Origin of the sequence: Paraburkholderia phytofirmans PsJN, assembly GCF_000020125.1 — a bacterium.
In the GTDB taxonomy this organism is placed as follows: domain Bacteria; phylum Pseudomonadota; class Gammaproteobacteria; order Burkholderiales; family Burkholderiaceae; genus Paraburkholderia; species Paraburkholderia phytofirmans.
This window is the reverse complement of record NC_010676.1, coordinates 1041367-1066585: the sequence shown is the minus strand read 5'-3', so window position 1 is coordinate 1066585 and position 25219 is coordinate 1041367. Positions and strand designations below refer to the sequence as shown.

Genomic DNA, 25219 nt, shown 5'->3' with positions numbered 1-25219 from the left:
GTCACGAGGAGCGACAGCGATGCTTTCCCACGTTTTCATCGGTATCGGCGATTTCGAGCGTGCGTGCAGCTTTTACGACTCGCTGATGGGCACGCTCGATCTGCGCCTCAAGTTCCGCGATCCGCAAGCATGCTGGTCCGGTTGGATGGCGGCGGATGCGCCGCGCCCGCTGTTCCTGATCGGCAAGCCGTACGACGGCCAACCTGCCTCGGCCGGCAACGGTCAGATGATCGCCCTGCTCGCCGCCGACCGCGTCACGGTCGATCGCGCACACGCCGCGGCGCTCGCTCACGGCGGCACGTGCGAGGGGCCGCCCGGTTTGCGCCCGCAATATCACGCGAACTATTACGGCGCCTACTTTCGCGATCCGGACGGCAACAAGCTCTGCGTGTGCTGTCACGAACCGCAAGCCCCGGCCAGCCCGGCCACCGCGACCGGCGCTTAAGCGCCCGGAAAGCGCAACTCGAAGCGCACCACGCCCGGCGCCGGACACACCACGCGCGCCGTGCCGCCATGCAGATGCATGATCGCCTTCACGATCGCAAGACCCAGGCCGCTCGATTCGGTGAACGCGCTACGCGCCGTGTCCGCGCGATAGAAGCGATCGAACAGGCGGCCTAGCTGTTCTTCGGGAATCGGCGCGCCGTCGTTTTCGACCACCACGGTGGCGCCCGCCTCGTCCTGCGTACCACGCAGACGCACCACCGTATCGCTCGCCCCGTAACGCACGGCATTGACGACCAGGTTGTTGATCGCGCGGCGGCACAGCATCGGATTGGCCGACGCCACACCCGTGGCCTCGACCACGAAGCGCATGCCGCGTTCGTCGGCGGGACCTTCGAAATAATCAGCGATCCTGACGAGTTCCTCGCGCAGATCGACCGGCTCGCGTTCCACTGAAAGCGCCGCATGGTCCGCATGCGCGAGAAACAGAATGTTCTCCGCGATATGGCTCAGGCGGCTCAGTTCTTCGAGATTCGATTCGAGCACCTGCTGATACTCGTCGGGCTCGCGGATCCGCGCGAGCGTCACCTGCGTCTGCCCGATCAACGCGCCGACCGGCGTGCGAATTTCGTGTGCCAGGTCGGCGGAAAACTGCGAGAGCCGCTGATAACCATCCGCGAGACGCTCGAGCATGGCGTTGAACGCATGCGTGAGCTGACGCAATTCGAGTGGCGCCGCCTCGCTGTCGAGCCGCACCGACAGGCTCGTGGGACTGATCTGCGCGGCCCGCGTGGCAATCTCGCGAACCGGACGCAGCGCGCGCCGCAGCACGTACCAGGCGAGCAGCGTCGCGGCCAGCATGCCGATCAGCGTGGCCAGCACGATGCGATCGCGGTACGCGGCCAGCATGCGCACTTCCTCCGTCATCGGGTGGCCGGCGATCACTTCGACTTCGGTGCCGTCCTCGCGCGCTTTGGCGGTGGCGATCGCCCAATGCACCGGCACACCGTTGGCCAACCGCGTCTGGCGAACGTCGGCGAAGGTCGGCAAGCGGCCCTCCACACCGGCTTGCAGCGCGGGCACCGCCACGCCCGCCGGGTTCACGTCGATGAACGGCGCTTCGCCCGGACGGCGAAACAGCAGCACGTCCTGTTCAGCGCCCAGCATGGTCTCGAACAGCAATGGCCGGCTCTTCAGTTCGCCGACCGAATAGAGATCGCGCACGATGCGGCTGAAATGCTCGACGCGGGCGGTCAGCACCACGTCGGCGCGACGTTGCAGCGACACTTCGGCGGAGTGATAGAAATACGCGCCGAGCGTGCCGATCACCACGCACGCAATCGACGCGAACAGCACCGTGGTGCGAGCCGTGAGCGAGCGCCCGGTCCAGAATGTCATGAGCCGTCGCCGAAGGTATAGCCGATGCTGCGCACCGTGTGGATCAGCTTCTTTTCAAATGGATGATCGACTTTGGCGCGCAGCCGTTTGATGGCCACGTCGACCACGTTGGTGTCGCTGTCGAAATTCATGTCCCACACTTCGGAGGCGATCTGCGTGCGCGACAGCGCTTCGCCCTGACGGCGCACCAGCAGATGCAGCAGCATGAATTCCTTGTTGGTGAGCGGAATCTCGACGCCTTCGCGCGTCACCTTGCGGCGCAGTACGTCGAGCTTGAGGTCGGCGATTTCGAATACATCGCTCTCGCGGATCACGCCGCGGCGCAGCAGCGTTCGGATCCTCAGCACCAGCTCCGTAAATGAAAACGGCTTGACGAGATAATCGTCCGCACCGAGTTCGAGGCCGCGAATGCGATCGCTGACGTGGTCGCGCGCGGTCAGGAAAATCACCGGCAGATCGCGCCGCGTGCGCAAAGCACGCATGATTTCCCAGCCGTCGATGCCGGGCAGCATCACGTCCAGCACCACGAGGTCGTACGCATTTTCGAGCGCCATATGCAGACCGTCCGTGCCGGTACGCGCGAGATCGACCGCATAGCCGCTCTCGCGCAAACCCTTCTTCAGGTAGTCGCCGGTTTTCGGATCGTCTTCGATGACGAGGATAGTCATGGTGCGCGGTGCTTCGATTCGGCTTTGGCCCAGAGGCTCGCCCTGCCGCCCGCCGAATTCTGGACGTGGATATGCCGGCCATTTTACGTGGCTGCGGCGCGCCATTCATGACGTTTTTGTCATCCGTCTGTCACTCGCCGGAGCCGGTCCCGAGACTAATCTGCCCCCATCCTTCACCACTTGGAGCAGATTCATGAAGATTGTTTCCGCGCGTGCGTTGCGCACTTTCGCCGCCCCCGCGCTCGTCGCCGCTGCTTTGTTCGCCGCCGGACCGGCTGCACAGGCCCAGAGCGCCGCGCCCACCGGCGTGCGCGGCACGGTGACATCGCTGTCGGGCGATCAGCTCAAGATTCACACGCGCGACGGCAAAGACGTCGACGTGAAGCTCGCCAAGGACACGCCGATCCGCGGCGTGGTGCTCGCCAACATCAACGACATCAAGCCGGACAGCTATGTCGGCACCGCCGCGATTCCGCAGGCGGACGGCACGCTGAAGGCGCTTGAGGTGCACGTGTTCCCGGCCAGCATGCGCGGCTCCGGCGAAGGCCATCGTCCGTGGGATCTCGGCGGCAATAGCTCCATGACTAACGGCACAGTGGGTTCGCTCGTGGTCAGCAACGGCCGCACGATTACCGTGAAGTACAAGGACGGCGAAAAGAAAGTTGTGATTCCACAAGACGTGCCTATCGTCGCGCTGGAACCGGGTGACCGTTCGCTGCTCGTCCCGGGCGCGAAAGTCGTGCTGTTCGCGCACAAGGAAGCCGACGGCTCGATGGCCGCCAACTTCATCTCCGCAGGCGAGCATGGCGTGACGCCGCCGATGTAAGACGGCTTGCTGTTTTGTCTTCGAGTCGGACAGCCGCGTTCCTGCATGACGCGGCTTTTCGATTTCCTGTTTATCTCGTGACCTTTGCACCATGCCCGAATCAAAATCGCGCCTGCTTGTCCATCCGCTCGTCGTGCGAATCACGCACTGGATCAACGCATTCGCGATGGTCTGCATGGTGATGAGCGGCTGGGCCATTTATAACGCGTCGCCGTTTTTCCCGTTCCGGTTTCCGGTTTGGGCGACCGTCGGCGGATGGCTGGGCGGTTCGATCGCGTGGCATTTCGCGGCGATGTGGCTGCTGTGCGCGAACGGGCTGCTGTATTTCGCGTATGGCCTCGGACGCGGGCATTTCCGGCGCAAGCTGTTGCCGGTTCATCCACGCGACGTGGTGCATGACGCGAGCCTCGCGCTGCGCTTCAATCTGCCGCACGATTCCGGCAAATATAACGCGGTGCAACGTGCACTGTATCTGCTCGTGCTATGTCTTGGCGTGTTGCTGGTGGCGTCGGGGTTGTCCATCTGGAAGCCCGTGCAATTCTCGTGGCTCACCGCGCTATTCGGCGGCTTCGACTTTGCGCGGCGCGTGCATTTCATCGCGATGGCCGGGGTGGTCGGTTTCGTGGTCGTGCATCTGGCACTGGTGCTGCTCGTGCCGCGCACCTTGCTGCCAATGTTGACAGGACGCGCACGGCTACATTCGGCGCATGAAAGGAGCGAGGCATGAGCGCATCCAAACCCAACCGCGACGCACGCCGATCCCCCATCGTGCTTGCCGATCATCAGCCGCAAATCGAGCGGCTGCAACGGCGGCTGTTTCTGCGCTCCTCGCTTTCCATCGGCGCACTGGCGATGCTCTCGGGCTGCAACATGCAGGACGGCGATTCGGTCGACAAGGTGCTCTGGGCCATGTCGCGCTGGAATGATCGCGTGCAAGGCTGGCTATTCGATCGCAACAAGCTCGCGCCGACCTATTCGGCGCGCGAAATCACCGACCCGTTTCCCTTCAACGCGTTCTATCCTGAGTTCGACGCGCTGGACATCGACGGCTCGACGTATCAACTGGAAGTGTCGGGGCTCGTGTCGGACAAGCGCACCTGGAATCTCGATCAGTTACGCGCATTGCCGCAGGCTTCGCAGATCACGCGCCACATCTGCATTGAAGGATGGAGCGCGATCGGACAATGGAGCGGCGTGCCGTTTCGCACGTTTCTGGAGCGCGTCGGCGCTGATTTGAGCGCACGCTATGTCGGTTTCAAATGCGCGGACCGTTATTACTCCAGTCTCGACATGGCGACAGCTCTGCATCCGCAGACGCAACTCACGCTCGATTTCCGCAATGAGCCACTGCCGGCTAAATACGGCTATCCGCTGAAACTGCGCGTGCCGACCAAACTCGGCTTCAAGAATCCCAAGCACATTGCGGCGATCTTCGTGACCAATACGAATCCTGGCGGTTACTGGGAAGACCAGGGGTACAACTGGTTCAGCGGTTTGTAACGTATGGCGCGGCGGGCTTGCCCAATCACACCGCGGTGACGTAACGCGGCACCGGCTTGACCACGCGCGGCGCGGGCGCATCGTAGACGGCGCGCATGCGCTTCACCTCGTCGACTGGGCTCAGGCCGAACAAACGCTTGAACTCGCGGCTGAACTGCGACGCGCTTTCATAACCGACGCGCGCCGCGGCCGCGCCCGCATTCAACCCATCCTGAACCATCAGCAAACGCGCGTGATGCAAGCGCGTGGTCTTCACGTATTGCATCGGCGAAGTGGCGGTGACAGCTTTGAACTGCGCGTGAAACACGGCGAGGCTCATGCCCGCTTCGGACGCGAGCGTATCGACGTCGAGCACGCCGTGATAATCCGCGTGAATTCGCCGCAATGCTTTGGCGATGCGGCCGAAATGATTCTGATGCGTGAGCGCCGCGCGAATCGCGTCGCCCTGCTCGCCGGTCAGCACGCGATAACAGATTTCGCGCACTACCCCAGGCGCGAGAATGCGCGCGTCGAGCGGAGAAGCCAGCGCTTCCATCAAACGTTGCACCGCGTTGCTCAACGCCGGGTCGAGCGGTGTTGAATAAATACCGACGGGTTCGTTCTGCGCGGTGCCGTGCGTTTCGTTCAACGCCATCAGCAATTCTGCCACCATGGTCAGATCGACGCGCACCGAGATGGCGAGAAACGGCTCTTCCGCGCTCGCCTCGGTTTCGCATTCGAACGGCAAAGGCACCGAGAGCACGAGATACTGCTGTGCATCGTACTGAAACACCTGATCGCCGAGGAAGCCGCGCTTGCGCCCTTGGCAGACAATCACGATGCTCGGCTCGTACATGACCGGCATGCGCGGCATGGGACTATTCGCGCGCATCAGATTGACGCCTTCGAGACTCGTGCGCGTGAAGCCCGGGGTGGGCGCGAGCACATCGAATAATTCGACGAGGCGCTGCTGGGCGGGAACGACCGATACGGGTTCAGCGGAACGGGGAGACATGACGGTATAGTGACGTGCGAGAGAATAATGCTTGAAATTTAGCATCAAACGACCTATCGCGCTCCTTGCCAGGAGTTTTAGGCAAATCTTCAAGACATTCAGGTATTCCCGGGCTGCCTGCCCGCTCCTATCATGGGAACCCTGCCGGATCATCCTTTTCCGCGCTGCGCCGGGCTCGGTTGGCAATTGCCAGTTTGACGAATTTGCCAGCCGCTGCCCGCGCCGTGATCCCGGTTCATGACAAGGTTGGCCACATCGGCGACATGCGTCGCCCATCGCCGGCGCCTTGCGACTTCACCCTCTTTGCTGGAGCTACCCATGAGCACGACTTACGCCTATGCAGCGACCGACGCGACCGCGCCGCTCGCCCCGTTCGAAATCCAGCGCCGCGAACTGCGCGCCCATGACGTGCAGATGGAAGTTCTGTTTTGCGGTGTGTGCCATTCCGATTTGCATCAGGCGCGCAACGAATGGAAGAACACAGTGTTTCCGGTTGTACCGGGCCATGAGATTGTCGGCCGCGTGACCGCGGTGGGTCTGGACGTGACGAAGTACAAGGCTGGCGATCTGGTCGGCGTCGGCTGTCTGGTGGATTCATGCCGCACGTGTGCGAGTTGCAAGGAAGATCTCGAGCAGTATTGCGAGAACGGTTTTGTCGGCACGTATAACGGCGTTGATCGAGTTGATGGGCAGACCACTTACGGTGGTTATTCCACGCAGCTCGTCGTGGATGAAGCGTTCACGCTGCGTGTGCCGGAGAATCTCGATCCTGCGGGTGTTGCGCCGTTGCTGTGCGCGGGGATCACGACGTATTCGCCGCTGCGGACCTGGGGTGCTGGTCCTGGCAAGAAGGTGGGCATTGTCGGGCTTGGCGGCTTGGGGCATATGGGTGTGAAGCTCGCTCGCGCGATGGGTGCGCATGTTGTGTTGTTCACGACCTCGCCTTCCAAGATCGAAGATGCGAAGCGGTTGGGTGCGCATGAAGTTGTGATTTCGAAGAATGCCGGGGAAATGGAAGCGCATTTGAATAGCTTCGATCTGATCGTGAATACGGTTGCTGCTCAGCATGATTTGAATCCGTTTTTGAATCTGCTCAAGCGGGATGGGACTATGACGCTGGTTGGTGCGCCGGAGCATGATCATCCGTCGCCGCAAGTGTTCAATCTCATTTTCAAGCGTCGCCGGTTGGCTGGGTCGTTGATTGGGGGGATCGCTGAGACGCAGGAAATGTTGGACTTCTGCGGGGAACATGGGATTACTTCTGATGTTGAGGTGATTCCTATGCAGGGGATCAATGAGGCTTTTGAACGGATGCTGAAGAGTGATGTTAAGTATCGGTTTGTGATTGATCTGGATTCCTTGCGGAAGTGATTTTTGGTTTTTTTTGGCTCGCGCCGTGGATCTTTTTTGGGCTGTGGCGTGGGCTTTTTTTGGGTGTGCTTTTTGGGGGTTGGCCTTTCCTTGATTTGTTAGTGGTCTATTAGCGTTGCCCCTGTGCGGGGCGGCACCTACTTCTCTTTGCCGCCGCAAAGAGAAGTAGGCAAGAGAAAGCGGCTCACACCGCTAACTCTTAAGCGGGTCCCCCGCACAGTCGCGGTAGTGGCTCATCTGGAATCGGTGCCCCCGCGCATTCCGCATAAGTGACAAGGCAGTCATTCTTCCGGCGGCGCTGCGCGCGCCCCCGGGTACATCATTAAACCCATCGTTTTTTTCGGCGTGTCGCCCAAGCGAAGCCGATGGCACCAACACACCTAAAAAAATCCACTGTCTTTCGCGAACCGCTCCGACGAGCGCGCAGCGCGAGGCGGGAAGCATGACTGCTGTGTCACGTGCACGGAATGCGCGAGAACACAGATTCCAGATGAGCCACTACCGTGGCTGTGCGGGGGACCCGCTTAAGAGTTAGCGGTGTGAGCCGCTTTCTCTTGCCTACTTCTCTTTGCGGCGGCAAAGAGAAGTAGGTGCCGCCCCGCACAGGGGCAACGCTAATAGACCACTAACAAATCAAGGAAAGGCCAACCCCCTAAGCATCCCAAACAAAAAAACCCGCCAAAAACAGGCAAAAAAACACCCATCGACAGGAGCATGAACCGTGATTGACAGAATAACTGCAATGCGCACCTTCATCCGAATCGTGGACACCAACAGCTTCACCCGCGCAGCGGAATCACTAAACATTCCGCGCGCCACGGCGACCACCATCGTCCAGAACCTGGAAGCCCTGCTAGGCACAGTCCTTCTAGCCCGCACGACGCGGCGCTTAAGCGTCACCCCTGAAGGCGCGGCCTACTACGAGCGCTGCACGCAAATTCTCGCCGACATCGACGAAATGGAAGCCAGCATCCGTCACGCGACGGACAACCTGACCGGCCGTCTGCGCATCGAAATGCCCGGCGCTGTAGCCAGCGCCATCGTGCTGCCGGCTCTCGACGACTTCCATACCCGTTACCCGAACCTCGATCTCGCAATCGGTATCAGCAACCGCACAGTCGACCTGATCACCGAAGCCATCGACTGCAGCATCCAGCTCGGCGAATTGCCAGACTCGAATCTCGTCGCGCGCCAACTCGGCACGCTCGAACACGTGACCTGCGCGAGCCCAGCCTACCTGGCCCGCTACGGCACGCCCACGGATCTCGACGATTTGCGTGGCCATTCAGCCGTCAATTGCATGTCGCCGCATAACGGCCGCGAAGTGGACTTCGATTTCGAAGTGAACGGCGAAGCGCAAAACGTGAAGGTGAAAGGCTTCGTCAAAGTCAGCGACGAACAGGCCTATCTCACCTGCGGCCTGCAAGGCCTCGGCTTGATCCAGCCCGCGCGGATCGCCGCGCAACCGTATCTCGACTCGGGACTATTGCGCGAAGTCATGCCGCAATGGAAACCGGTGCCGATGCCGGTCTCGGTCGCTTATGTAAAGAATCGCCGCGTGTCGCCACGCGTGCGCGCGTTCGTGGATTGGCTGGCGGAATTGTTCGAGAAAGCGGAGCACGTCGATCAGGATCTCTCGCGTGTCCGTCAATTGCTGCGCGGCCTGCATCCCGCCTGATGCGGGTTGAATGCAGGCACGCAGCGCGGTAGCAAACCGCGTCAGTTCGCTAACTTGACCGGTACCGGCCGCGTCAGCAGGTCGACATAGAAGTTAAAGAAGTTCGGATTGTCAAAGCGTTTCACCACCGTCATTTTCTGCAACCCCGCCGGCGGCGAACTCGTATAGCCGGTCGCCTTGCCATCGTTCGCACCGAAACTCATATCCACGTCCACCCACTCATCCACGGTCTGCGTGGCGAACGAAGGGTGCATCAGATACGCCAGCGTCAGCGTGTCCCAAATGTTCGTCGTGTAGTTCGGGTTGGTCTCGAAACCGTTCTTGCCGTCGAACCCATAACCGTTGAGAGTCTTGAACAATTGCGTGATGATGGTCTGCTTCGTCGGGTCGTGCGCGACACGGTCGTAAAGCGCTTTGTCCATCTTCACGGTGTCGGTTACATCGAGCGGAATCACCACCTGTTTGATCGGCAGGCGCAACACGGTCTTCGCCGCCTCCGGATCGAACCACCAGTTGAACTCGGCAGTCGGCGTGGTGTTGCCCGGCACGTCGATCGCTCCGCCCATGTAAATGATCTGCTTGATCAACGGCACGATCTCAGGATGCTGACGCGTGGCCAGCGCAATGTTGGTCAGCGGGCCGATCGCGAGAATCGTCACCTCGCCGGGATTCTGCTTGACCGAATCGACGATGAAATCCACCGCGCTTTTGCTCTGCACTTTGGTGTGCGTGGCGAAGCCGTCGGGCGGCGCGACCAGGTCGCTGTCGGATTTCGGCTCGGGTGTATTCCATGCGCCGAGATAGCCGTCGCCGCCGGGGAATTGCTTCTGCTCCGCCTGAACGGTGGCGAAGTCGTGGGACAAGGCGTAATTGGCGCCCGCATACACGCCGATCTGATTGTCAACACCCAGACGTTCGACCGATTTCAACGCATCCGCCACGCCTTGCTTCAACCATTGATTGCCGGAGACCACCGTAATACCCAGCACTTTCAATGAGCCTTGCGCCTGCAATTGCGCGGCCATGACGCCGAGTTGGCCATCGTCGCTCAGTGTGTTGTAGTCGCTGTCGATAATCACCTTCGGCGGAGTCTGCGCGTTGATTTCACTACCGCCGCAGGCCGAAAGCGCCGTGATAGCCATCACGCTTGCCACACACGTCATTGCCACGAGAAGTCGCTTCACTCATGTCTCCTTTTTTATAGCGCTGTGTCGCGCGAAGGAGGCTCATCATAGACGTAATCCGGATGAAATAAAATCGTCATGTCGAATGGATAATTCACGGAGAGTGCATGCGCGCGAAAGACGCGCAGGCGAAGCCTGCAACAGAGCATAGTCTGCTGCGGCCGACAGCGCTGATAGAAAGCGCCAAACTGATTGAATGAAGAAGCGTGACTAAGGCTGACGAGCCTGCTGCGCCGAACCCGGGCACGCCGGATCCTTGCCCCAATGGCCGTCACATACGCGCCAGCGGCACAACTGGTCTTCGAAGAAGCCACGCTGTCCGCATTCTTTCACGCGCTCAGCCAGTCTGGCGTTGCCAGGCGTTGCGGACGCGCTAACCTTGGTCGCGGTGTTGCCGCTCGCTGTTTTCGCATCCGCTGGCTTGGTGCGCGCGACGAGCGCGGCCAATAGATCGGCATCCGAATCATCTTTCGATGCATTGCCATTCGTGCGCGTTTTCTTCGACTGAGCGACCGCGGTCGGCGCGCTCGCATGACGGTTGCTGGCAGTCGCGCTTTCCTTCTTGCCGTGGACGGCGCTCTCGTGCTTCTCCTTGCTGGCTACCGCCGTCGCGCTTTTGCCATGCTTCGCCGCCGGCACCGTGACCGCGGAAGCGGCCGTTGCGGATGCCACCGACACGGATGCACCGCTCGGCTCCGCGCCGTCGGCGAGCGCGCGCGACAGACGGCTGCCATCGCTGGCAGGTGCCGTGGCGGACGCCGCAGCGGCTTTGCTGTCGCTATCGTCGGCAACGATCGTGGCCGCTTGCGAGGATGCCGGAGCCGGCGCCTCCGCTTTGGCGACAACCTCCGGCGCGGCGCTCGCCGCCGCAGCAGCACTCTTTTGCTCACTCGCAGACGCAGCCGCTGCCAGCGACTCGCTCTGCACACGCTGCTGCATATGCCACGCACCCCAGCCGCCGGCTGCGATCACGAGCAGCGCGACCAATACAAAGGGCGCCCTGGACCGGCGTGGTTTTTCCGCAGGCGGCGCAACGCGGCCTTCGAGGTTCGCAAGAATTCGCGAACCATTGCCATCGGCGCCTTTAGCCTTATCGGATAACAGGCTAGGCGGGGCTTTGGAATTCGAACTTTCCGGCGCACTCATTCACTGTCTCATTGAATCCTGGATTATTTCGCCGTGATAATACGTTCTGGCTCGTCTCCGAGCAGGCCTGATTCTAAGAGCAAGCATTACAAAATACAATTGTTTCCAATTTCCGGGGTCGCCTTTGATTGCCGTAGTACTTCTCGCCTATTTCGCCATCGCCGTTGTGATCGCCGCAATGCTGCTATTGCCGGCGGTACGCGCCTCTTTATTAGGCGCGGCGCTCGCTATTCACGGCCGTGTTATGCGCAGAGCATCGCTTAGTGCATCGCGCGCACGCGGTCAATTAGCACGCTCGGCAAGAATTTCGCAATCGACCGCAGTCGATATGCAAAAGTTACTGATAAAGCGGCGCTTGCTGATTTTTACCACGACAGGTATTCTTGCGACGCCTCCATTGGTGGCACTTGCTTTACGCGGCCGGCAATTATTCCAATTCGATGACACTGCACGGGTTCCGGACGAGAAAATTGCCGCGTTATTGAATGGCGAACAGCTCGTGCCCCCGCCGCCGTTGCCGCCGGAGGTATTCGCAACGCAGGAAGTCGAGCAGATCCGGCCCGCGCTTAAAGACGCGAGCCGCGACTGGAATTTGCTCGACGCCGATTTCAGAACGCGTTTATTGCTCGTGTACAAAATCATGCGCGAGCAATACGGGTATGAAATGGCTTTGCTGGAAGGTTATCGCAGTCCGGAGCGGCAAAACCGGCTGGCGCAAATGGGGGGCAACGTCACCAATGCCGCAGCGTTTCAAAGCTATCACCAATACGGTCTTGCCTCGGACAATGCGTTTTTGCGCGACGGCAAGCTCGTCATTTCAGAAAAAGATCCTTGGGCCATGCGCGGTTATCAGTTATACGGGCAGACAGCCGAACAGGTCGGTCTGACCTGGGGTGGCCGCTGGAAAATGATGGATCTCGGGCACGTCGAATATCACAAACCCGGCTTCGTACTTGGGCGCGGTCATTAAGGCGCAATGGGCGAAACCGGGTAATAAAGAGGTTGACATGGGGCGTTCAATCAATTTTTCTGGCGAAAAGCGGCAATGCCGCCCGCATAACGGCATTGCTCCGATCAGCGTCGTTACGGGCAAATCGCGTCGATTTAACAATTCCGCCGTATTCGCTTTCGCCTGAATATGCTTTCGTTTTATTTCAAACGCCGTACGCGCGCCATGCTGTCTGCCGCAGCACGCGCCACAACACTCATCACCAAGACCTGAACGGCTTATGCGACGCATTCTCAACGTGTTGACCCACACACGCACGCTCTCGATCATCGGCTTGCTCGCGCTCGCTGCTGTTTTATTCATCGGCGCCGATACCTTGCAGATCGATCTGATGTGGCCGGCCATCGTGCTCGGCGCCGTGATCGCGTTGTGGCTGCTGGTGTGGATCGTGCGCCGCCTGCGCGCGCGCCGTGCGAACCGCAAGCTCGGCGAAATGCTCGAGCAGCAGGCCGAGAAGCAGGCCGAGGCCGGTCCCGCGCCCACGCCCGCGCGCCAGGCTGAACTCGACGTGCTGCGCACGCGTCTCGTCGATGCGGTGAAGACCATCAAGACCTCGAAGATCGGTCAGGTCTCGGGCGGCTCGGCGCTCTATGAGTTGCCGTGGTACATCGTGATCGGCAACCCCGCCGCGGGCAAGAGCAGCGCGGTATTGAACTCGGGCTTGCAATTCCCCTTCGCCGACAAGAACAACGCGGTGATCCACGGCATTGGCGGCACGCGTAACTGCGACTGGTTCTTTACGACCGAAGGCATTCTGCTCGACACCGCCGGCCGCTATTCCGTGCATGAGGAAGACCGCACCGAATGGCTCGGCTTTCTCGGGCTGCTCAAACGTTTCCGGCCGAAGGCGCCGATCAACGGCATCATCGTCACGGCCAGCATTGCGGAACTGACCAGCAGCAAGCCTGAATTCGCGATCAATCTCGCGAAAAACCTGCGCCAGCGCGTGCAGGAATTGACCGAGAAGCTCGAAGTGTTCGCGCCGGTGTATGTGATGTTCACCAAGGCCGACCTGATTACCGGCTTCACCGAATTCTTCAGCGGCAGTGAGCGTCACGAATATGATCGCGTGTGGGGCGCCACCCTGCCCTACGAGCCAGACGAGAAGCGCGACGTGGTCGGTTTGTTCGACGAACACTTCGAAGAGCTGTACGACGGCCTGAAAGAGATCAGCGTTGCGCAAATGTCGATCAATCGCGGCAACAAGCTCTCGCCGGGTCAATTGAGCTTTCCACTCGAGTTCTCGACGATTAAGCCCGCGTTGCGCGCCTTTCTCGCCACGCTGTTCGAGACCAATCCGTTCCAGTACAAGCCGATTTTCCGCGGCTTCTACTTCACGAGTGCATTGCAGGAAGGCGAAACGAATAGCGCGGCGGCCACGCGCATCGCCAACCGTTTCGGCCTGAGTTCGGACGGCCTGCCCAAGCCGCATAGCGCGTTCTCGAAGAACGGGTTCTTCCTGCGCGATCTGTTCTCGAAGGTGATCTTTGCCGACCGGCAAACGGTCAAGCAATTCGCCAGCCCTGCCAAGACGCGCATGCGCTATGCGACCTTCTTCGGCTTCGTTGCGGTGCTCGCACTGGCGCTCGGCGGCTGGACCTGGTCCACGGTCAATAACCAGCAGCTCACCGCGAACGTGCAAGCCGACCTCGACAATGTCGTGCGCCTGCAGCAGAACCGCAACGATCTGCAATCGCGCCTGCAAGCCATGGACGTGCTCGAGGACCGCATCGATCAACTCGAACAGTTTCGCCGTGACAGGCCGCTCGCGGTATCGCTCGGTCTGTATCAGGGCGATCGCCTCGAACAGCGTCTGCTCACCGAGTACTACAACGGTGTGCGGCAGATCCTGCTCGATCCGGTTTCGCAGAATCTCGCGTCGTTCCTGAAGGACGTCAACGCGCACCCCGACCAGCTCGTGCCGTTGAACCGCGCGCCGGACGCCGCCGCGATTCCGGTCTCCACCCACTCGGCCATGAGTGCGAACAGCCAGGGCGGCTTGTATAGCGACGCCTCGCCGACCAACGTCGAAGATGCGTACAACGCGCTCAAGACGTATCTGATGCTGAGCGACAAGCGTCACGTGGAAACGGCTCACCTGACCGATCAGGTCGCGCGCTTCTGGCGCGGCTGGCTCGAGACGAATCGCGGCAACATGCCTCGTGACGAGATGATCCGCAGCGCCGAGCGCATGATCACGTTCTACCTCGCGCGCGTGTCCGACGACGATTGGCCGATGATCGACCAGAATCTCGGCCTCGTCGATCAAACGCGAGAGAACTTGCGTCGCGTGGTGCGCGGCATGCCGGCGCGTCAGCGCGTCTACGAAGAAATCAAGGCGCGCGCCTCGACCCGTTTCGCGCCGATGACGGTCGCGCGCATCGTCGGCGAAAACAATACCGCGCTGGTGGCGGGCAGCTATGCGATCCCCGGCACCTTCACGCGTGAAGCCTGGTTCCAGTACGTGCAGCCCGCCATTCGCGATGCCGCAACGAAAGAGTTGCAGGCAAAGGACTGGGTGCTTAACACATCGGCTCACGACGATCTGACGCTGGAAGGCAGCCCCGAACAGATCCAGAAAGCGCTCGTCGCGATGTACAAGACCGAGTACGCGATGCACTGGCAGAAGTTCATGCAAGGCATTGCGGTGCAGAGCTTCGGCAGCTTCGGCCAGGCCGTGGATGCAATGAACCGCTTGGGCGATCCGCAGGATTCGCCGATCCGCAAGGTGCTCGAAACCGCGTACGACCAGACTTCGTGGGACAACCCGTCGCTCTTCAACGCGAACCTGAAGCGCGCGCAAACCGGCGTGACGAGCTGGGTCAAGAACCTGTTCTCGCGTGCGCCCACTGGCCAGATCAACGCGAACATCGACATCAACGGCAATCCGGTTGAAGTGCCGATGGGTCCGATCGGCCAAGAGTTCTCGGCATTGGGCCGCATCGTCGTGAGCGGCGACAACGGTTCGATGCTCAAGGGCTATATGGACACGCTGTCGAAAGTCCGCACGCGCTTTAACGTGATCAAGAATCAGGGCGATCCGGGACCGGGCGCGCGTCAACTGATGCAGCAGACGCTCGACGGCAGCGGCTCCGAACTCGCCGATTCGCTGAAGTATGTCGACGAACAGATGCTCACGGGCCTCACCGACTCGCAGCGCAAAGCGCTGCGTCCGCTGCTCGTGCGTCCGTTGATGGCGGCGTATGCGGTGGTGATCCAGCCGGCCAGCGTCGAAGTCAACAAGGTGTGGAACGCGCAGGTGTATCAGAGCTTCCAGAACTCGCTCGCGAACAAGTACCCGTTTGCCAGCGACGCGAAGGTCGAAGCCGGCGCCGGCGAAATCGCCCAGGTGTTCGGGCCGGACGGCGCGATCGCCAAGTTCGTCGGCACCACGCTCGGGCCGCTCGCGGTGCGCCGCGGCGACACGTTGACGGCCCGCACATGGGGCGACATGGGCCTTGCCCTCACGCCTGACTTCACGAGCGGCTTCGCGCGCTGGGTGGCGCCGCTCGCCGGCGGCGCGGCGGGCGCAACGGCGGGCCAGGGTTCGGCCGAACCGCAGACCGTGTTCCAGATCCTGCCGCAGCCAAGCAGCGGCACGACGGAATACACGCTGGCGATCGACGGCCAGCAGATGCGCTACCGCAACACGCCGCCGCAGTGGACCAACTTCGTGTGGCCGAATCCGTCGGGCTCGCCTGGCGCGACATTGAGCGCCACGACCTTCGACGGCCGCACGCTGCAACTGGTCAACGAGCCGGGCCGCTACGGCCTGGAGAAGCTGATCAACTCGGCGCAGCGCAAGCGTCGTCCGGACGGCACGTTCGACCTGTCGTGGACGCAAGGTGGCGTGACGGTGGCGGTCAGCATGCGCATCATCAGCACGTCGCAGGCGTCGAGCGGCAGCAGCGATGCGCCGCAACAGCAAAGCCTGCGCGGCTTGCGGCTGCCGTCCTCGGTGGCGGATGTGAGCGCGGCGGCGAATTCGGTCAATGCGACGGCCGCGGGTGCGCCCGCGCCGGCCACGCCCGCGACACGGCCGGCTGCGGCCGCCACCGCGGTTTCGAATACAGGGGGTGCGCAATGACGCAGACCGTGCAGGCGCAAATCGCCTACTTCGGCAAGATCCCGTCGCGCGGCGACTTCGTGAAGAGCGCGCATAACCCGCAATTGCTGGCCACGCTCGACCGCTGGATCGCCGAAGCCATGGAACTGCTCAGCGACGATCCGCGCTGGAAGATCGTCTACGAAAACGCCAAGCCGATGCACTTCGCGTTCCTCGGTTCGCGCAGCAAGCTGGCGATTGCCGGGCATATGGTGGCGAGCCACGATCAGTCGTCGCGGCGCTTTCCGTTCCTTGCCGCCACCGCGCTCGAAGTCGAAAAGCCGCTGACGTTTCTGGCGCACAGTCCGCTCGCGTTTGCGCGCTTGTGGTCGCGCGTCGCGGCGCAAATGAAGCCGCTGCTCGGCGCGAGCGAACCGCCCGGCGCGCTGCAGGCGCTCGGCGAAACGCAAGTGCCGATCGAGATCGGCGGCGGTCCGGGCAATCCGCACGACGGTACGTTCAATGACTTCGTCGAACACCAGACGCTCGCCGGGCTCGAACAGATGCTGCTGGCGAGCGGCCATCCGGTGCGCTTGCGCGGCGCGATGCTGGCGCTCGGCTCACTGCTGCGTCCGGTGATGCAAAGCGGCTCGTCGCATCTCGAACGCGGGCTGACCTTGCCGCTGCCGAACGACCCTTTCTATCGCAGTCTCGTTGCTGCATTCTGGCTCGAACTGATTGCGCCGTTCGTCGCGCAGGCGGATTTCGAGCTGGCGATTTTCATCGGCACGATTGCCGAGCGCGAGCGGCTCATCATCGGCTTCAATGGCGCCTCGGCCAAAACGCTGCATAGCGTGGTCGATCCGCAGTCGTACGCGGCGCACAACATCGATATCGACGATCCCGAGTGGATCGACGAACACGCACAAAACGATCATGGCATCAGCAAGCTCGTCAGTTACCTCGACCAACCGCAACTGTCGCTGCGCGTCAGCATCGACACGTTCCGCGAAGCATTCACGGGAGCGTGACACGATGCTGAACCACACATCCACCGCACGCATGACGGTGCTGCTCGCGGGTCTTCTGCTCGGCGCGTTTGCGCATGCCGACAACGACGGGCCCGCTCGCGTTACGCCGGTCGACAATAGCGGCGTTTCGATTCACACCACGGTGCTGCCGCCGGCTGCTTCGGCCTCCGTTGGCAACGCAGGGCCTGCCGTGAATACGGCCGGACTCGCAAGCGGCACGACCGGCGCCGGCACCGGCGCGATCACCGCGGCGCCGCCGCCTGCCAACGCGACGCCGGGCCAGGTCGTGGTGGGCGGCAAAGTGCCGGACGAAGCGACCAAGGCGGCCGTGCTCGCGCGCCTGCGCGACACTTACGGCGCGGCCAATGTGGTCGATCAGATCGAAGTCGCCGACGTGGCCACGCCGCCGAACTGGTCCGCCAATGTGCAGAAGCTGATCGGCCCGCAGTTGAAGCAGATCAGCAAAGGCCAATTGAAAATAGACGGCACGCAGATCGACGTGAAAGGCGAAGTGCATAACGAGTCGCAGCGGCAGCAACTCGCAAGCGATATGGCGAATGCGCTGAACCCGACTTACACGATCAAGAATGGGCTACGTGTAAGTGCGTCCGAACAAGGCCTGCTCGATCAGACGCTCGCGAATCGTACGATCGAATTCGAAACCGGTAGCGCGACGCTCACGCCGCAAGGCCGCGCGATTCTCGATCAGATGGCCGCCGCGATGGTAAAGATGACGACGAAGACCGTTGCGATCATCGGCCACACTGACAACTCGGGTAATCGCACGTCGAATATTGCGCTGAGCCAGGCGCGCGCGGATGCGGTGAAGGGTTATCTGGTTGCCAAGGGCATTCCGCCGCAGCAGTTGTCGACCACCGGCGTTGGCCCGGATCAACCGATTGCATCGAACGATACGACGGATGGGCGCGCGCGGAATCGGCGAATAGAGTTTCGTGCGGGGTCTTGAGCCGCTGTTGTTCGCGCAGCGTGCATGAAAAAAGCCTGGCTTCGAAGCCAGGCTTTTCTCTTTCTTTAGACCGCCTTATTCGCTGTTCTCTTCCGGCTTCACGCCCAGCAACTCGCGAATATGCGCGAGCGATCCATCGTCTTTCACCACCGTCGAAAGCCATTGATGCAATGGCATATCCGCGGCCTCCGCAGCCTTGTCGGCGAAATACGCGGCAGGGTTATGCGGCTCCGTCGCGCGAAAGAACTTGGCCACCGCGCGCAACTGCGCAACGGCCTGCGCGCGGCTCTGGATTCCTGCAATTGGACTCGTCGGCATGGTCGTCAACACAGGTTCCTCGCGTTGCGGTGCGGTCTTGAAGGTGGGCTCGGCGCGATCGTGCTCGTTCGCCGCGGGCGCTTTAGCGGGCGGCGGCACTTCGGCGTTCACGCCGACTTCACGTGCAAAGCGCTCGGCCAACCGGTACACGTTTTGGTAAGCGTCCTTCGCTTGCCGGAAACTCGGCGCGGAATCCGCGGCGCGCCGGTCCAGTTCCTGTTCGAGCGCGAGCATGGCCGCTTCGAACGCTTTCAGATCGACCAGTAGCGCTGAATAGAATGCCGGCGGCGTAGCGCGCTTCGACGCCTCGATCTGATCGATCGACGGCTTGCCGCGCGCGATATCGTCGGCGTGATCCGGATCGCGTTTGACGGCTTGCGCGACGTGCGTGGCCACGTCCCAATCGATGGTGCTGTACGCATTACCTTGCGACGACGTGAGCGGCATGGCGCGCAGCAGATCGCCCGTACGCCCGACCAGCCACGCGACGTTGCCGAGGCGATATTCGGTGTCGTCGCCTTCCGGCAGCGGATGCACGTGATCCCAGTAGCGCTCGCAAAGCCCCGTCAAGAGCGCGTAACCCTGCGAAAGACCGTTGATGCCTTCATCGATCGCGAGCGCTTCAGTGAGCCAGACGGCGAGACGCAAATCTTTGGTCTGCGTTTGCAGCAAGCTGCCCGAACGCTCGACCACGAACGCCCAATCCGCCTCCTTGATCTCCGTGACCCATTCGCCCTGATCCAGCGACGGGTCTTCGAAACGGCGCGCGTGCTGGATCGCATCGAAATCGGCTGAGAACAGCAGATCTTCGCCACAGGGCGAGGTTTCGCTGAGCGGAGCCAGCAAGATGTCTAGATTAATCGGCATGAGAGAAAGCAATAAGTATCGGGTACGGCATTTAAATCAGATTGGCGCGTCCGCTCACACCACCGTGTAGTCGAACTCACCCGCCTCGCTCGCGCGCACGGCAATGCGCTCGATCGCGGCGCCGTTCGCCACACGTTCCAGCACCTGCTGCGCGACTTCGGGCAGGAGCGTGCCGTTCAGAATGTGATCCACATTGCGTGCGCCGGAATCCACCTCGGTGCAACGCGCGAGCACCGCATCGACCAGCGACTCGTCCCACTCGAACACTGCCTTGTGATTCGACTCGATGCGGCGGCGAATCCGGTCGAGTTTCAATTCGATGATCTCGGCCAGTACGTCGTCGGAAATCGGATAGTACGGCACCACTTTCATGCGGCCGAGAAATGCCGGTTTGAATGCTTTGTATAACTGCAGACGCAAGGTTTCCGCGAGTTCATCGGCGTCGGGCAGTTCTTCCGCGCTCTTGTTCAGGCACGCCTGCATCACCGCCTGCGAGCCGACATTCGAAGTCAGAATGATCAACGTGTTGCGGAAATCGATCTCGCGGCCTTCGGCGTCGTCCATCGTGCCTTTGTCGAACACCTGGAAGAACATTTCGAGCACTTCGGGGTGCGCCTTTTCGACTTCGTCGAGCAGCACCACCGAATACGGATTGCGGCGCACCGCTTCGGTCAGCACACCGCCCTCGCCGTAACCGACATAGCCCGGCGGGGAACCCTTCAGGCCGGACACGCTGTGCGCTTCCTGATACTCGCTCATGTTGATCGTGACCATCTTGCGTTCGCCGCCGTACAGCACATCGGCCAGCGCAAGCGCGGTTTCGGTCTTGCCGACGCCCGACGGTCCGACGAACATGAACACGCCGCGCGGCTTGTTCGGGTCTTCAAGATTCGCACTAGCGGTGCGCACGCGCTGCGCGATCGCTTCGAGCGCATGGTCCTGACCGATCACACGCGCGGCCAGCAACGGCTGCAGGTTCAGCACGGTCTGGATTTCGTCCTTGACCATGCGGCCGAGCGGAATGCCGGTCCACGAGGCGACGATTTCGGCGACCACATGAGCGTCGACCTGCAGCGGCACCATCGGTTGGCCGCCTTGCAAGGCGTGCAATTCGGCGACGCGCGCGGCAAGCTTTTCGCGCGCCTGCTGTGCCTTATCCGCCTGCTCCGGGCCCGCGCTGTTCACGCGCGCCGCGTCGATGTCAGCGCGCAAGCCGACTATCTCCGTCACCAATACGCGTTCCTTGTCGTAGCGCGCTTCGTCTGCGGCGAGGTCTTTGAGGTCCTCTTCACGCAGGCCGCGCAATTCAGCGAGGCGTTCATCGTGCAGCGCGCCGCTCGCCGCTTCGCGTTCCAGCGCGGCGATTTCAGCGTCGATACGTTCGAGGCGTTTTTTCGTGTCGTCGATGGTCGCCGGTGTCGAACTGTGCGCGAGCGCGACTTTCGCGCAAGCGGTGTCGAGCACGCTGATCGCTTTATCCGGCAGTTGCCGGCCGCTGATGTAGCGATGCGACAGACGCACGGCTTCTGTGATCGCATCATCCAGCACGCGCACATTGAAATGCTTTTCCATCAGCGAAGCCATGCCGCGCAACATAGCCGCGGCGAGCGCCTCGCTAGGCTCCTCGATCTTCACGACCTGGAAACGCCGCGCGAGCGCCGCGTCTTTCTCGAAGTACTTCTTGTACTCGCTCCACGTGGTGGCCGCGATGGTGCGCAATTCGCCGCGCGCCAAGGCCGGCTTCAGCAGATTGGCCGCATCGTTCTGCCCGGCCTGACCACCGGCGCCGATGATGGTGTGCGCTTCGTCGATAAAGAGAATGATTGGATGCGGACTCTTCTTGACCTCATCGATCACATTCTTCAGGCGGTTTTCGAACTCGCCTTTCACGCTCGCGCCGGCTTGCAGCAACCCCATGTCGAGCACGTGCAGCGCGACGCCTTTGAGCGGCGCGGGCACATCGTCGGCGGCAATGCGCAGCGCGAGACCTTCGACCACGGCCGTTTTACCGACGCCCGCTTCGCCCGTCATGATCGGATTGTTCTGGCGGCGCCGCATCAGAATATCGATGGCCTGGCGAATCTCGCCTTCGCGGCCGATCACCGGATCGATCTTGCCTTCCCGCGCACGCTGCGTGAGGTTGCTGGTGTAGGTATCGAGCGCGGGCGTTTTAGACGGCGCGCCCGGCGCGACAGCGCTCGCCACCGGATCACTCGCGCTATCTCCCGCGCTTTGCGTGTCATTGCTGTGCTCGACTTCGCGCGAACCCGCAGTCAGCTCATCGAATTTGTGCTTCAGGTCGGTCACACGCACGTCGCGCAGCAGCGGCGACATGCGCTCGGCGAATTGCGCGAGATCCGGTGCGCTCAAAAGCGCCAGTAGCAGATGCCCTGAGCGAATCCGCCCAATCTGCGAATCAAGCGATGCAATCAACCACGCCTGTTCGAGCAACTCGATCAGATGCTTCGAAAACACCGGCGTACGCGTATTGCCGGTTTTCAAACGCTGCAACTCGCGCTCGAGATCCGCGCGCAAGGCGTGCGGGTCGATCCTGCTCGCGCGCAGCACCAGTGCGACGTCGCTGGCCGGTTCGTCCAGCAGCGGGAGCAGCAGATGCTCGAGGTCGACCTCGTAGTGACCGCGCGCGAGACAATTGTTCGCCGCCAGCAAAGCCGCCTGCCGGCAGGTCGGATTCAGTTTGGCGATCAGGGTATTGAGGGACGTGCTCATGTCGTGCGATCCGGGTCCGGGTTCTGTCGTTATGGTCAGTGAATCACGTGCAATTCGTAGCGGGCATCCGCGCGGTCACGGTCGGCGTCTTTAGTGCACAGGAATGCGTCCCAACCCAGGCGCGCGCCCTTGCTCAATAAGCTCGGTCCGACGGCTTCGCGGCGCAGCACCAGCGACACCTCGTATTCGAGCGTAACGCCGGCCAGCAGCGTGAGCATGCGTTCGAGCGCCACCGCACGATCGGCGCCGGGCAAAAACGCTTCGTAATCGGCCTTGTCGAGCGGTCCGATCACGAGGCGCGCACGCATGTCGCGCTGCCAGACGCGCTCGCCCGCCAGCGCAGTCGCGCCGAGCGTCGCGTTGACGCTGCCGAGCAAGGTCAATTGATCGCGCGGCACGTCGTACCATTTGCCGACGAACTGCTCGACGCGCACCCGCACCTTGAAGTACTCCGAGAGCGTGCGTTGCAAATACGCCGCCGATACCGGCCGATGCCGCGCGGCCAATGCGTAGCCGGCAATCGCCTCGTCGAATAGCGCGCCCTCGCCGCTTTGCAGGCTGTTGCGCGTGTCGTCGTCGGCGACGCCGGCGAGCGCGAGCAATAGCGGCAGGTAACGTTCGTCGCGATCCAGTTCGTAGTGAAACGGCAGACGGTACTTCTTCCACGCCGCGTAGAACAGCGCCGTCGCGCGATTCGAAAACACGTCGAAGAACTCGCGCGCGGCACGATCGCGCTTGATCTGTTCACGCGCGATGATCTGCTCGGTGTAGTGCAGCGGCAATGCGCCCTGCCCGCCGAGCAAACCAAAAAAGGCCGGCGTGATATCCACCTTGTCCAGCGAACCGTCTTCGAGCGCTGCCGTGCGTTGCGACTTTTCCTTCAGCGCCGCACCTGCGTCGTCATAAGACTGCGCGCCGTGAATCTCGCTCGGCGGGAACGACATCGACAGCGAATTGCGAAAAGCAATTCGCTGCGCGACAATTTCGCCGGGACGTCCGGGTTGAGATGGCGATTGCTGCGCGAACCACTTCTCGAGAATCCGCACCGCCTGAAAAAATTCGAAGCGATGCGGCTCGTCGAGAAGCTGCTCGACTACGCCAGGATCGATTCGCCGCTGCGCGGTTTGCATCGCAGGATCTCCTCGCCAGTGCGCTTCGACACGACGACCAGTTGCACAAAGCTGTTCAAATGCACGTACAGCCCAAAAAACGTATCGATCACGCGCACGAACGACGCGAGACTCGTGCCGACGAAATGTTCTTCGTCGATCGTCAAACGAATCTCGATACCGCGCACGAAAGTGGCGAACGGTTTACCCGGCAGCCATTGCACGGCGGCATGCTGTTCGATGCCGACCAGTCCGTCGATATGCCGCGCGGACACCGCCGTTCGCCGCAAGTCGTAGAGCACGAGCATTTCCTTGAGCGCCGACAGGCCGCTATTGGCAAGCGACACATGATTCAACGCCAGATGGGAAATCAATCGCCAATGCGCGGCGCGACCGCGCTCGAAACGCACGCTCGGGGTGGGCCGGCGCAGCATCGAGATGCTGCCGGTCAGCGAGCCGCCTTCGAGAAACAGATCGCCCCCTTCGAGCCCTACCGCCAGACCGGCCGGCAAATCGCGATTGGTGCAGGTGAGATCGAGACTCAAGGTATCCGTTTGCGGCGCGGCCGGTTCGAAGTCGATATCGACGATAGAGATTTCAGTCTCGTAGCCGGGGCTTTTCTGTGCAACCCAGTCGTTGCGCCGCGCAAACCAGTAATGTCCCGCGCGCGCTGCTTCGCCATGATGCAATGAATAGAACGGCCGGAACTCGATCACCGATTCTTCATGCGCCTGCTGCCTGACGAGTTTCACCGAATCGATCGAATAGACCTCGTAGGCAAACGCGCGGCGCGCTTCGGCGATCACCGGATATGAAATTGCCTGATGGCTGATACGGATCGGCTCACCGTGCTGCTCGAACAGATTCACCACCGGCGTGCAAAACAGGCGGAAATGATGCGCGGCCAATGAATCCAGCAGACGCGCCATGTGCGAATCGCTGCGCACTTCCTTGAGCACGACATGCAGCGTCAATCGCTGGCAGCGGCCGCTCTCGCGAGTCATCGCCGCCAGATCGAAGTCGGCGAAGTTGAATTTTTCGGGGAACGCGAAGTATTCGGTCAGCAACCGGTATGCCGGATGCGATTTGGCCGGATAGTCGATCAGCGCGTCGTCTTCGTCGAAACCGGCTTGCACGACCGGAGATTCGCGCAGTTGTTTCCACACGCCGCGACGGTCGGCTTCCACGTAAGTGGCCATGCCGTTGACGAACAGACAGTCCGCCAACGCCGCGATAAACGACTGCTCGCCGTGCAAGTGTGTGCGCAGTTTGCCGACTTTCAGCGCCGATAGATCGAGTTGCGCCGCCGTCGATTCGAAGGTGATCGATATGATTGCCGTGGCATTGCCGGGCAATACGGTCGCACTCGGCGCCATCGCCACGGATGTGTACTTCGCCTCGGAAATGCGGATCGGCGCCAACGTCACATCGTAAGCGGTACGGAAACGGCATTGCACGCCGCGAATGGGCCGCGATTTGAGTTCAGTGCCGCGTTCGACAAGAACCGGTTCGGTCAGATGACTCAGCGCGGCGGAGGTGCCCAACTGCGCGATCGAGCACGACGGGAACGGCCGCAGGTAGTGCGGGTAAAGCACTTCCAGCAGCGCTTCGGTAAACTCGGGGTAATCGTCGTCGAGTTTCTTGTTGATGCGCGCGCCGAGCAGCGCGAACGATTCGATCATCCGCTCGACGTGCGGGTCTTCGCAATGCTCGCCGGACATGGCCAGACGCGCCGCGATCTTCGGATAGCGCTCGGCGAAGTCGCGCGAATAGCGCCGCAGAAATGATAACTCGCGCTCGTAATACGGCAGCAATTCTTCCATCGATCTATCCCCGGACCTGAAACTTCTCCGCCTGATTTATCGCCACCGTTGCGCGTAACGGCTGCGGTAAAGCGGTACTCGGCACCACTACTCAAACAACACCGACTGAAA

General features: G+C 61.5%; 19 protein-coding genes. 10 read left to right on the top strand and 9 right to left on the bottom strand.

Annotated elements, in window-relative coordinates; genetic code table 11:
* The first annotated feature begins 19 nt into the window (after positions 1 to 19).
* Positions 20 to 445, top strand: coding sequence for a VOC family protein (locus BPHYT_RS24505; protein ID WP_012426810.1), 426 nt, complete (start codon positions 20 to 22; stop codon positions 443 to 445).
* Here BPHYT_RS24505 and BPHYT_RS24500 read toward each other — a convergent pair.
* The gene (locus tag BPHYT_RS24500; protein WP_012426809.1) at positions 442 to 1842 is read right to left on the bottom strand and encodes a heavy metal sensor histidine kinase; all 1401 of its coding nucleotides are present in this window, start codon (positions 1840 to 1842) and stop codon (positions 442 to 444) included. The two genes, BPHYT_RS24505 and BPHYT_RS24500, sit on opposite strands and share 4 nt — an antisense overlap.
* Complete coding sequence (locus BPHYT_RS24495) at positions 1839 to 2510, bottom strand: heavy metal response regulator transcription factor (RefSeq protein ID WP_012426808.1); 672 nt, start codon at positions 2508 to 2510, stop codon at positions 1839 to 1841. Before BPHYT_RS24495 ends, BPHYT_RS24500 begins: the two co-directional genes overlap by 4 nt.
* A 193-nt stretch (positions 2511 to 2703) precedes the next feature.
* On the opposite strand from BPHYT_RS24495, the gene BPHYT_RS24490 reads away from it, so the two are divergent.
* The 3 genes from BPHYT_RS24490 to BPHYT_RS24480 all read left to right on the top strand — a co-directional run bounded on the left by BPHYT_RS24490 (position 2704) and on the right by BPHYT_RS24480 (position 4836).
* Positions 2704 to 3336, top strand: a complete 633-nt coding sequence (locus tag BPHYT_RS24490) for a hypothetical protein (protein WP_012426807.1) — start codon at positions 2704 to 2706, stop codon at positions 3334 to 3336.
* A gap of 91 nt (positions 3337 to 3427) precedes the next feature.
* Entirely contained in the window at positions 3428 to 4063 is a 636-nt protein-coding gene (locus BPHYT_RS24485) for a cytochrome b/b6 domain-containing protein (protein ID WP_012426806.1), read from the top strand.
* Positions 4060 to 4836, top strand: coding sequence for a molybdopterin-dependent oxidoreductase (locus BPHYT_RS24480; protein WP_012426805.1), 777 nt, complete (start codon positions 4060 to 4062; stop codon positions 4834 to 4836). The genes BPHYT_RS24485 and BPHYT_RS24480 overlap by 4 nt, the downstream gene beginning before the upstream one ends.
* A gap of 25 nt (positions 4837 to 4861) precedes the next feature.
* Here BPHYT_RS24480 and BPHYT_RS24475 read toward each other — a convergent pair whose 3' ends face one another.
* Positions 4862 to 5830 (bottom strand): AraC family transcriptional regulator, encoded by a 969-nt coding sequence (locus tag BPHYT_RS24475; protein WP_012426804.1) that lies wholly within the window; start codon positions 5828 to 5830, stop codon positions 4862 to 4864.
* A gap of 318 nt (positions 5831 to 6148) precedes the next feature.
* Here BPHYT_RS24475 and BPHYT_RS24470 point away from each other — a divergent pair, with 318 nt between their 5' ends.
* Both BPHYT_RS24470 and BPHYT_RS24465 read left to right on the top strand, forming a co-directional pair.
* Positions 6149 to 7201: an NAD(P)-dependent alcohol dehydrogenase gene (locus tag BPHYT_RS24470; protein ID WP_012426803.1), complete on the top strand. Its 1053-nt coding sequence runs from the start codon at positions 6149 to 6151 to the stop codon at positions 7199 to 7201.
* Positions 7202 to 7922: 721 nt separating this feature from the next.
* Entirely contained in the window at positions 7923 to 8879 is a 957-nt protein-coding gene (locus BPHYT_RS24465; protein WP_012426802.1) for a LysR family transcriptional regulator, read from the top strand.
* Positions 8880 to 8920: 41 nt separating this feature from the next.
* On the opposite strand, the gene BPHYT_RS24460 is transcribed toward BPHYT_RS24465, so the two are convergent.
* Positions 8921 to 10063 carry a nucleoside hydrolase gene (locus BPHYT_RS24460; protein ID WP_012426801.1) on the bottom strand — a complete coding sequence of 381 codons (1143 nt, stop codon included), beginning with the start codon at positions 10061 to 10063 and terminating at the stop codon, positions 8921 to 8923.
* Between the two features lie 210 nt (positions 10064 to 10273).
* Positions 10274 to 11209, bottom strand: coding sequence for a hypothetical protein (locus BPHYT_RS24455; RefSeq protein ID WP_012426800.1), 936 nt, complete (start codon positions 11207 to 11209; stop codon positions 10274 to 10276).
* A gap of 124 nt (positions 11210 to 11333) precedes the next feature.
* Here BPHYT_RS24455 and BPHYT_RS24450 point away from each other — a divergent pair, with 124 nt between their 5' ends.
* The 4 genes from BPHYT_RS24450 (at position 11334) to BPHYT_RS24435 (ending at position 18261) form a co-directional block, all read left to right on the top strand.
* Entirely contained in the window at positions 11334 to 12179 is an 846-nt protein-coding gene (locus BPHYT_RS24450; protein WP_041759120.1) for a M15 family metallopeptidase, read from the top strand.
* A gap of 259 nt (positions 12180 to 12438) precedes the next feature.
* Positions 12439 to 16305 (top strand): type VI secretion system membrane subunit TssM, encoded by a 3867-nt coding sequence (tssM, locus tag BPHYT_RS24445; RefSeq protein ID WP_012426798.1) that lies wholly within the window; start codon positions 12439 to 12441, stop codon positions 16303 to 16305.
* On the top strand, positions 16302 to 17294 hold the full coding sequence (gene tagF / locus BPHYT_RS24440; protein WP_012426797.1) for a type VI secretion system-associated protein TagF: 993 nt from the start codon (positions 16302 to 16304) through the stop codon (positions 17292 to 17294). The genes tssM and tagF overlap by 4 nt, the downstream gene beginning before the upstream one ends.
* Positions 17295 to 17298: 4 nt before the next feature.
* Positions 17299 to 18261 carry an OmpA family protein gene (locus tag BPHYT_RS24435; RefSeq protein WP_012426796.1) on the top strand — a complete coding sequence of 321 codons (963 nt, stop codon included), beginning with the start codon at positions 17299 to 17301 and terminating at the stop codon, positions 18259 to 18261.
* 75 nt (positions 18262 to 18336) lie between these two features.
* Here BPHYT_RS24435 and tssA read toward each other — a convergent pair whose 3' ends face one another.
* The 4 genes from tssA to tssF are packed head-to-tail and all read right to left on the bottom strand — an operon-like array spanning position 18337 to position 25108.
* Positions 18337 to 19446 (bottom strand): type VI secretion system protein TssA, encoded by a 1110-nt coding sequence (gene tssA, locus BPHYT_RS24430; protein WP_012426795.1) that lies wholly within the window; start codon positions 19444 to 19446, stop codon positions 18337 to 18339.
* A gap of 54 nt (positions 19447 to 19500) precedes the next feature.
* Positions 19501 to 22176, bottom strand: a complete 2676-nt coding sequence (gene tssH, locus BPHYT_RS24425) for a type VI secretion system ATPase TssH (protein WP_012426794.1) — start codon at positions 22174 to 22176, stop codon at positions 19501 to 19503.
* 35 nt (positions 22177 to 22211) lie between these two features.
* Positions 22212 to 23306 (bottom strand): type VI secretion system baseplate subunit TssG, encoded by a 1095-nt coding sequence (gene tssG, locus BPHYT_RS24420; RefSeq protein WP_012426793.1) that lies wholly within the window; start codon positions 23304 to 23306, stop codon positions 22212 to 22214.
* Positions 23270 to 25108 (bottom strand): type VI secretion system baseplate subunit TssF, encoded by a 1839-nt coding sequence (gene tssF, locus BPHYT_RS24415; RefSeq protein ID WP_012426792.1) that lies wholly within the window; start codon positions 25106 to 25108, stop codon positions 23270 to 23272. Before tssF ends, tssG begins: the two co-directional genes overlap by 37 nt.
* Between the last annotated feature and the right edge of the window lie 111 nt (positions 25109 to 25219).

Coding starts and splice junctions, on each gene's coding strand:
- BPHYT_RS24455 (WP_012426800.1), bottom strand. CDS start 11,209: ATGAGTGCGCCGGAAAGTTCGAATTCCAAAGCCCCGCCTAGCCTGTTA.
- BPHYT_RS24500 (WP_012426809.1), bottom strand. CDS start 1,842: ATGACATTCTGGACCGGGCGCTCGCTCACGGCTCGCACCACGGTGCTG.
- BPHYT_RS24505 (WP_012426810.1), top strand. CDS start 20: ATGCTTTCCCACGTTTTCATCGGTATCGGCGATTTCGAGCGTGCGTGC.
- tssA (WP_012426795.1), bottom strand. CDS start 19,446: ATGCCGATTAATCTAGACATCTTGCTGGCTCCGCTCAGCGAAACCTCG.
- tssF (WP_012426792.1), bottom strand. CDS start 25,108: ATGGAAGAATTGCTGCCGTATTACGAGCGCGAGTTATCATTTCTGCGG.
- tagF (WP_012426797.1), top strand. CDS start 16,302: ATGACGCAGACCGTGCAGGCGCAAATCGCCTACTTCGGCAAGATCCCG.
- BPHYT_RS24485 (WP_012426806.1), top strand. CDS start 3,428: ATGCCCGAATCAAAATCGCGCCTGCTTGTCCATCCGCTCGTCGTGCGA.
- BPHYT_RS24495 (WP_012426808.1), bottom strand. CDS start 2,510: ATGACTATCCTCGTCATCGAAGACGATCCGAAAACCGGCGACTACCTG.
- tssM (WP_012426798.1), top strand. CDS start 12,439: ATGCGACGCATTCTCAACGTGTTGACCCACACACGCACGCTCTCGATC.
- BPHYT_RS24470 (WP_012426803.1), top strand. CDS start 6,149: ATGAGCACGACTTACGCCTATGCAGCGACCGACGCGACCGCGCCGCTC.
- BPHYT_RS24490 (WP_012426807.1), top strand. CDS start 2,704: ATGAAGATTGTTTCCGCGCGTGCGTTGCGCACTTTCGCCGCCCCCGCG.
- tssG (WP_012426793.1), bottom strand. CDS start 23,306: ATGCAAACCGCGCAGCGGCGAATCGATCCTGGCGTAGTCGAGCAGCTT.
- BPHYT_RS24435 (WP_012426796.1), top strand. CDS start 17,299: ATGCTGAACCACACATCCACCGCACGCATGACGGTGCTGCTCGCGGGT.
- BPHYT_RS24480 (WP_012426805.1), top strand. CDS start 4,060: ATGAGCGCATCCAAACCCAACCGCGACGCACGCCGATCCCCCATCGTG.
- tssH (WP_012426794.1), bottom strand. CDS start 22,176: ATGAGCACGTCCCTCAATACCCTGATCGCCAAACTGAATCCGACCTGC.
- BPHYT_RS24475 (WP_012426804.1), bottom strand. CDS start 5,830: ATGTCTCCCCGTTCCGCTGAACCCGTATCGGTCGTTCCCGCCCAGCAG.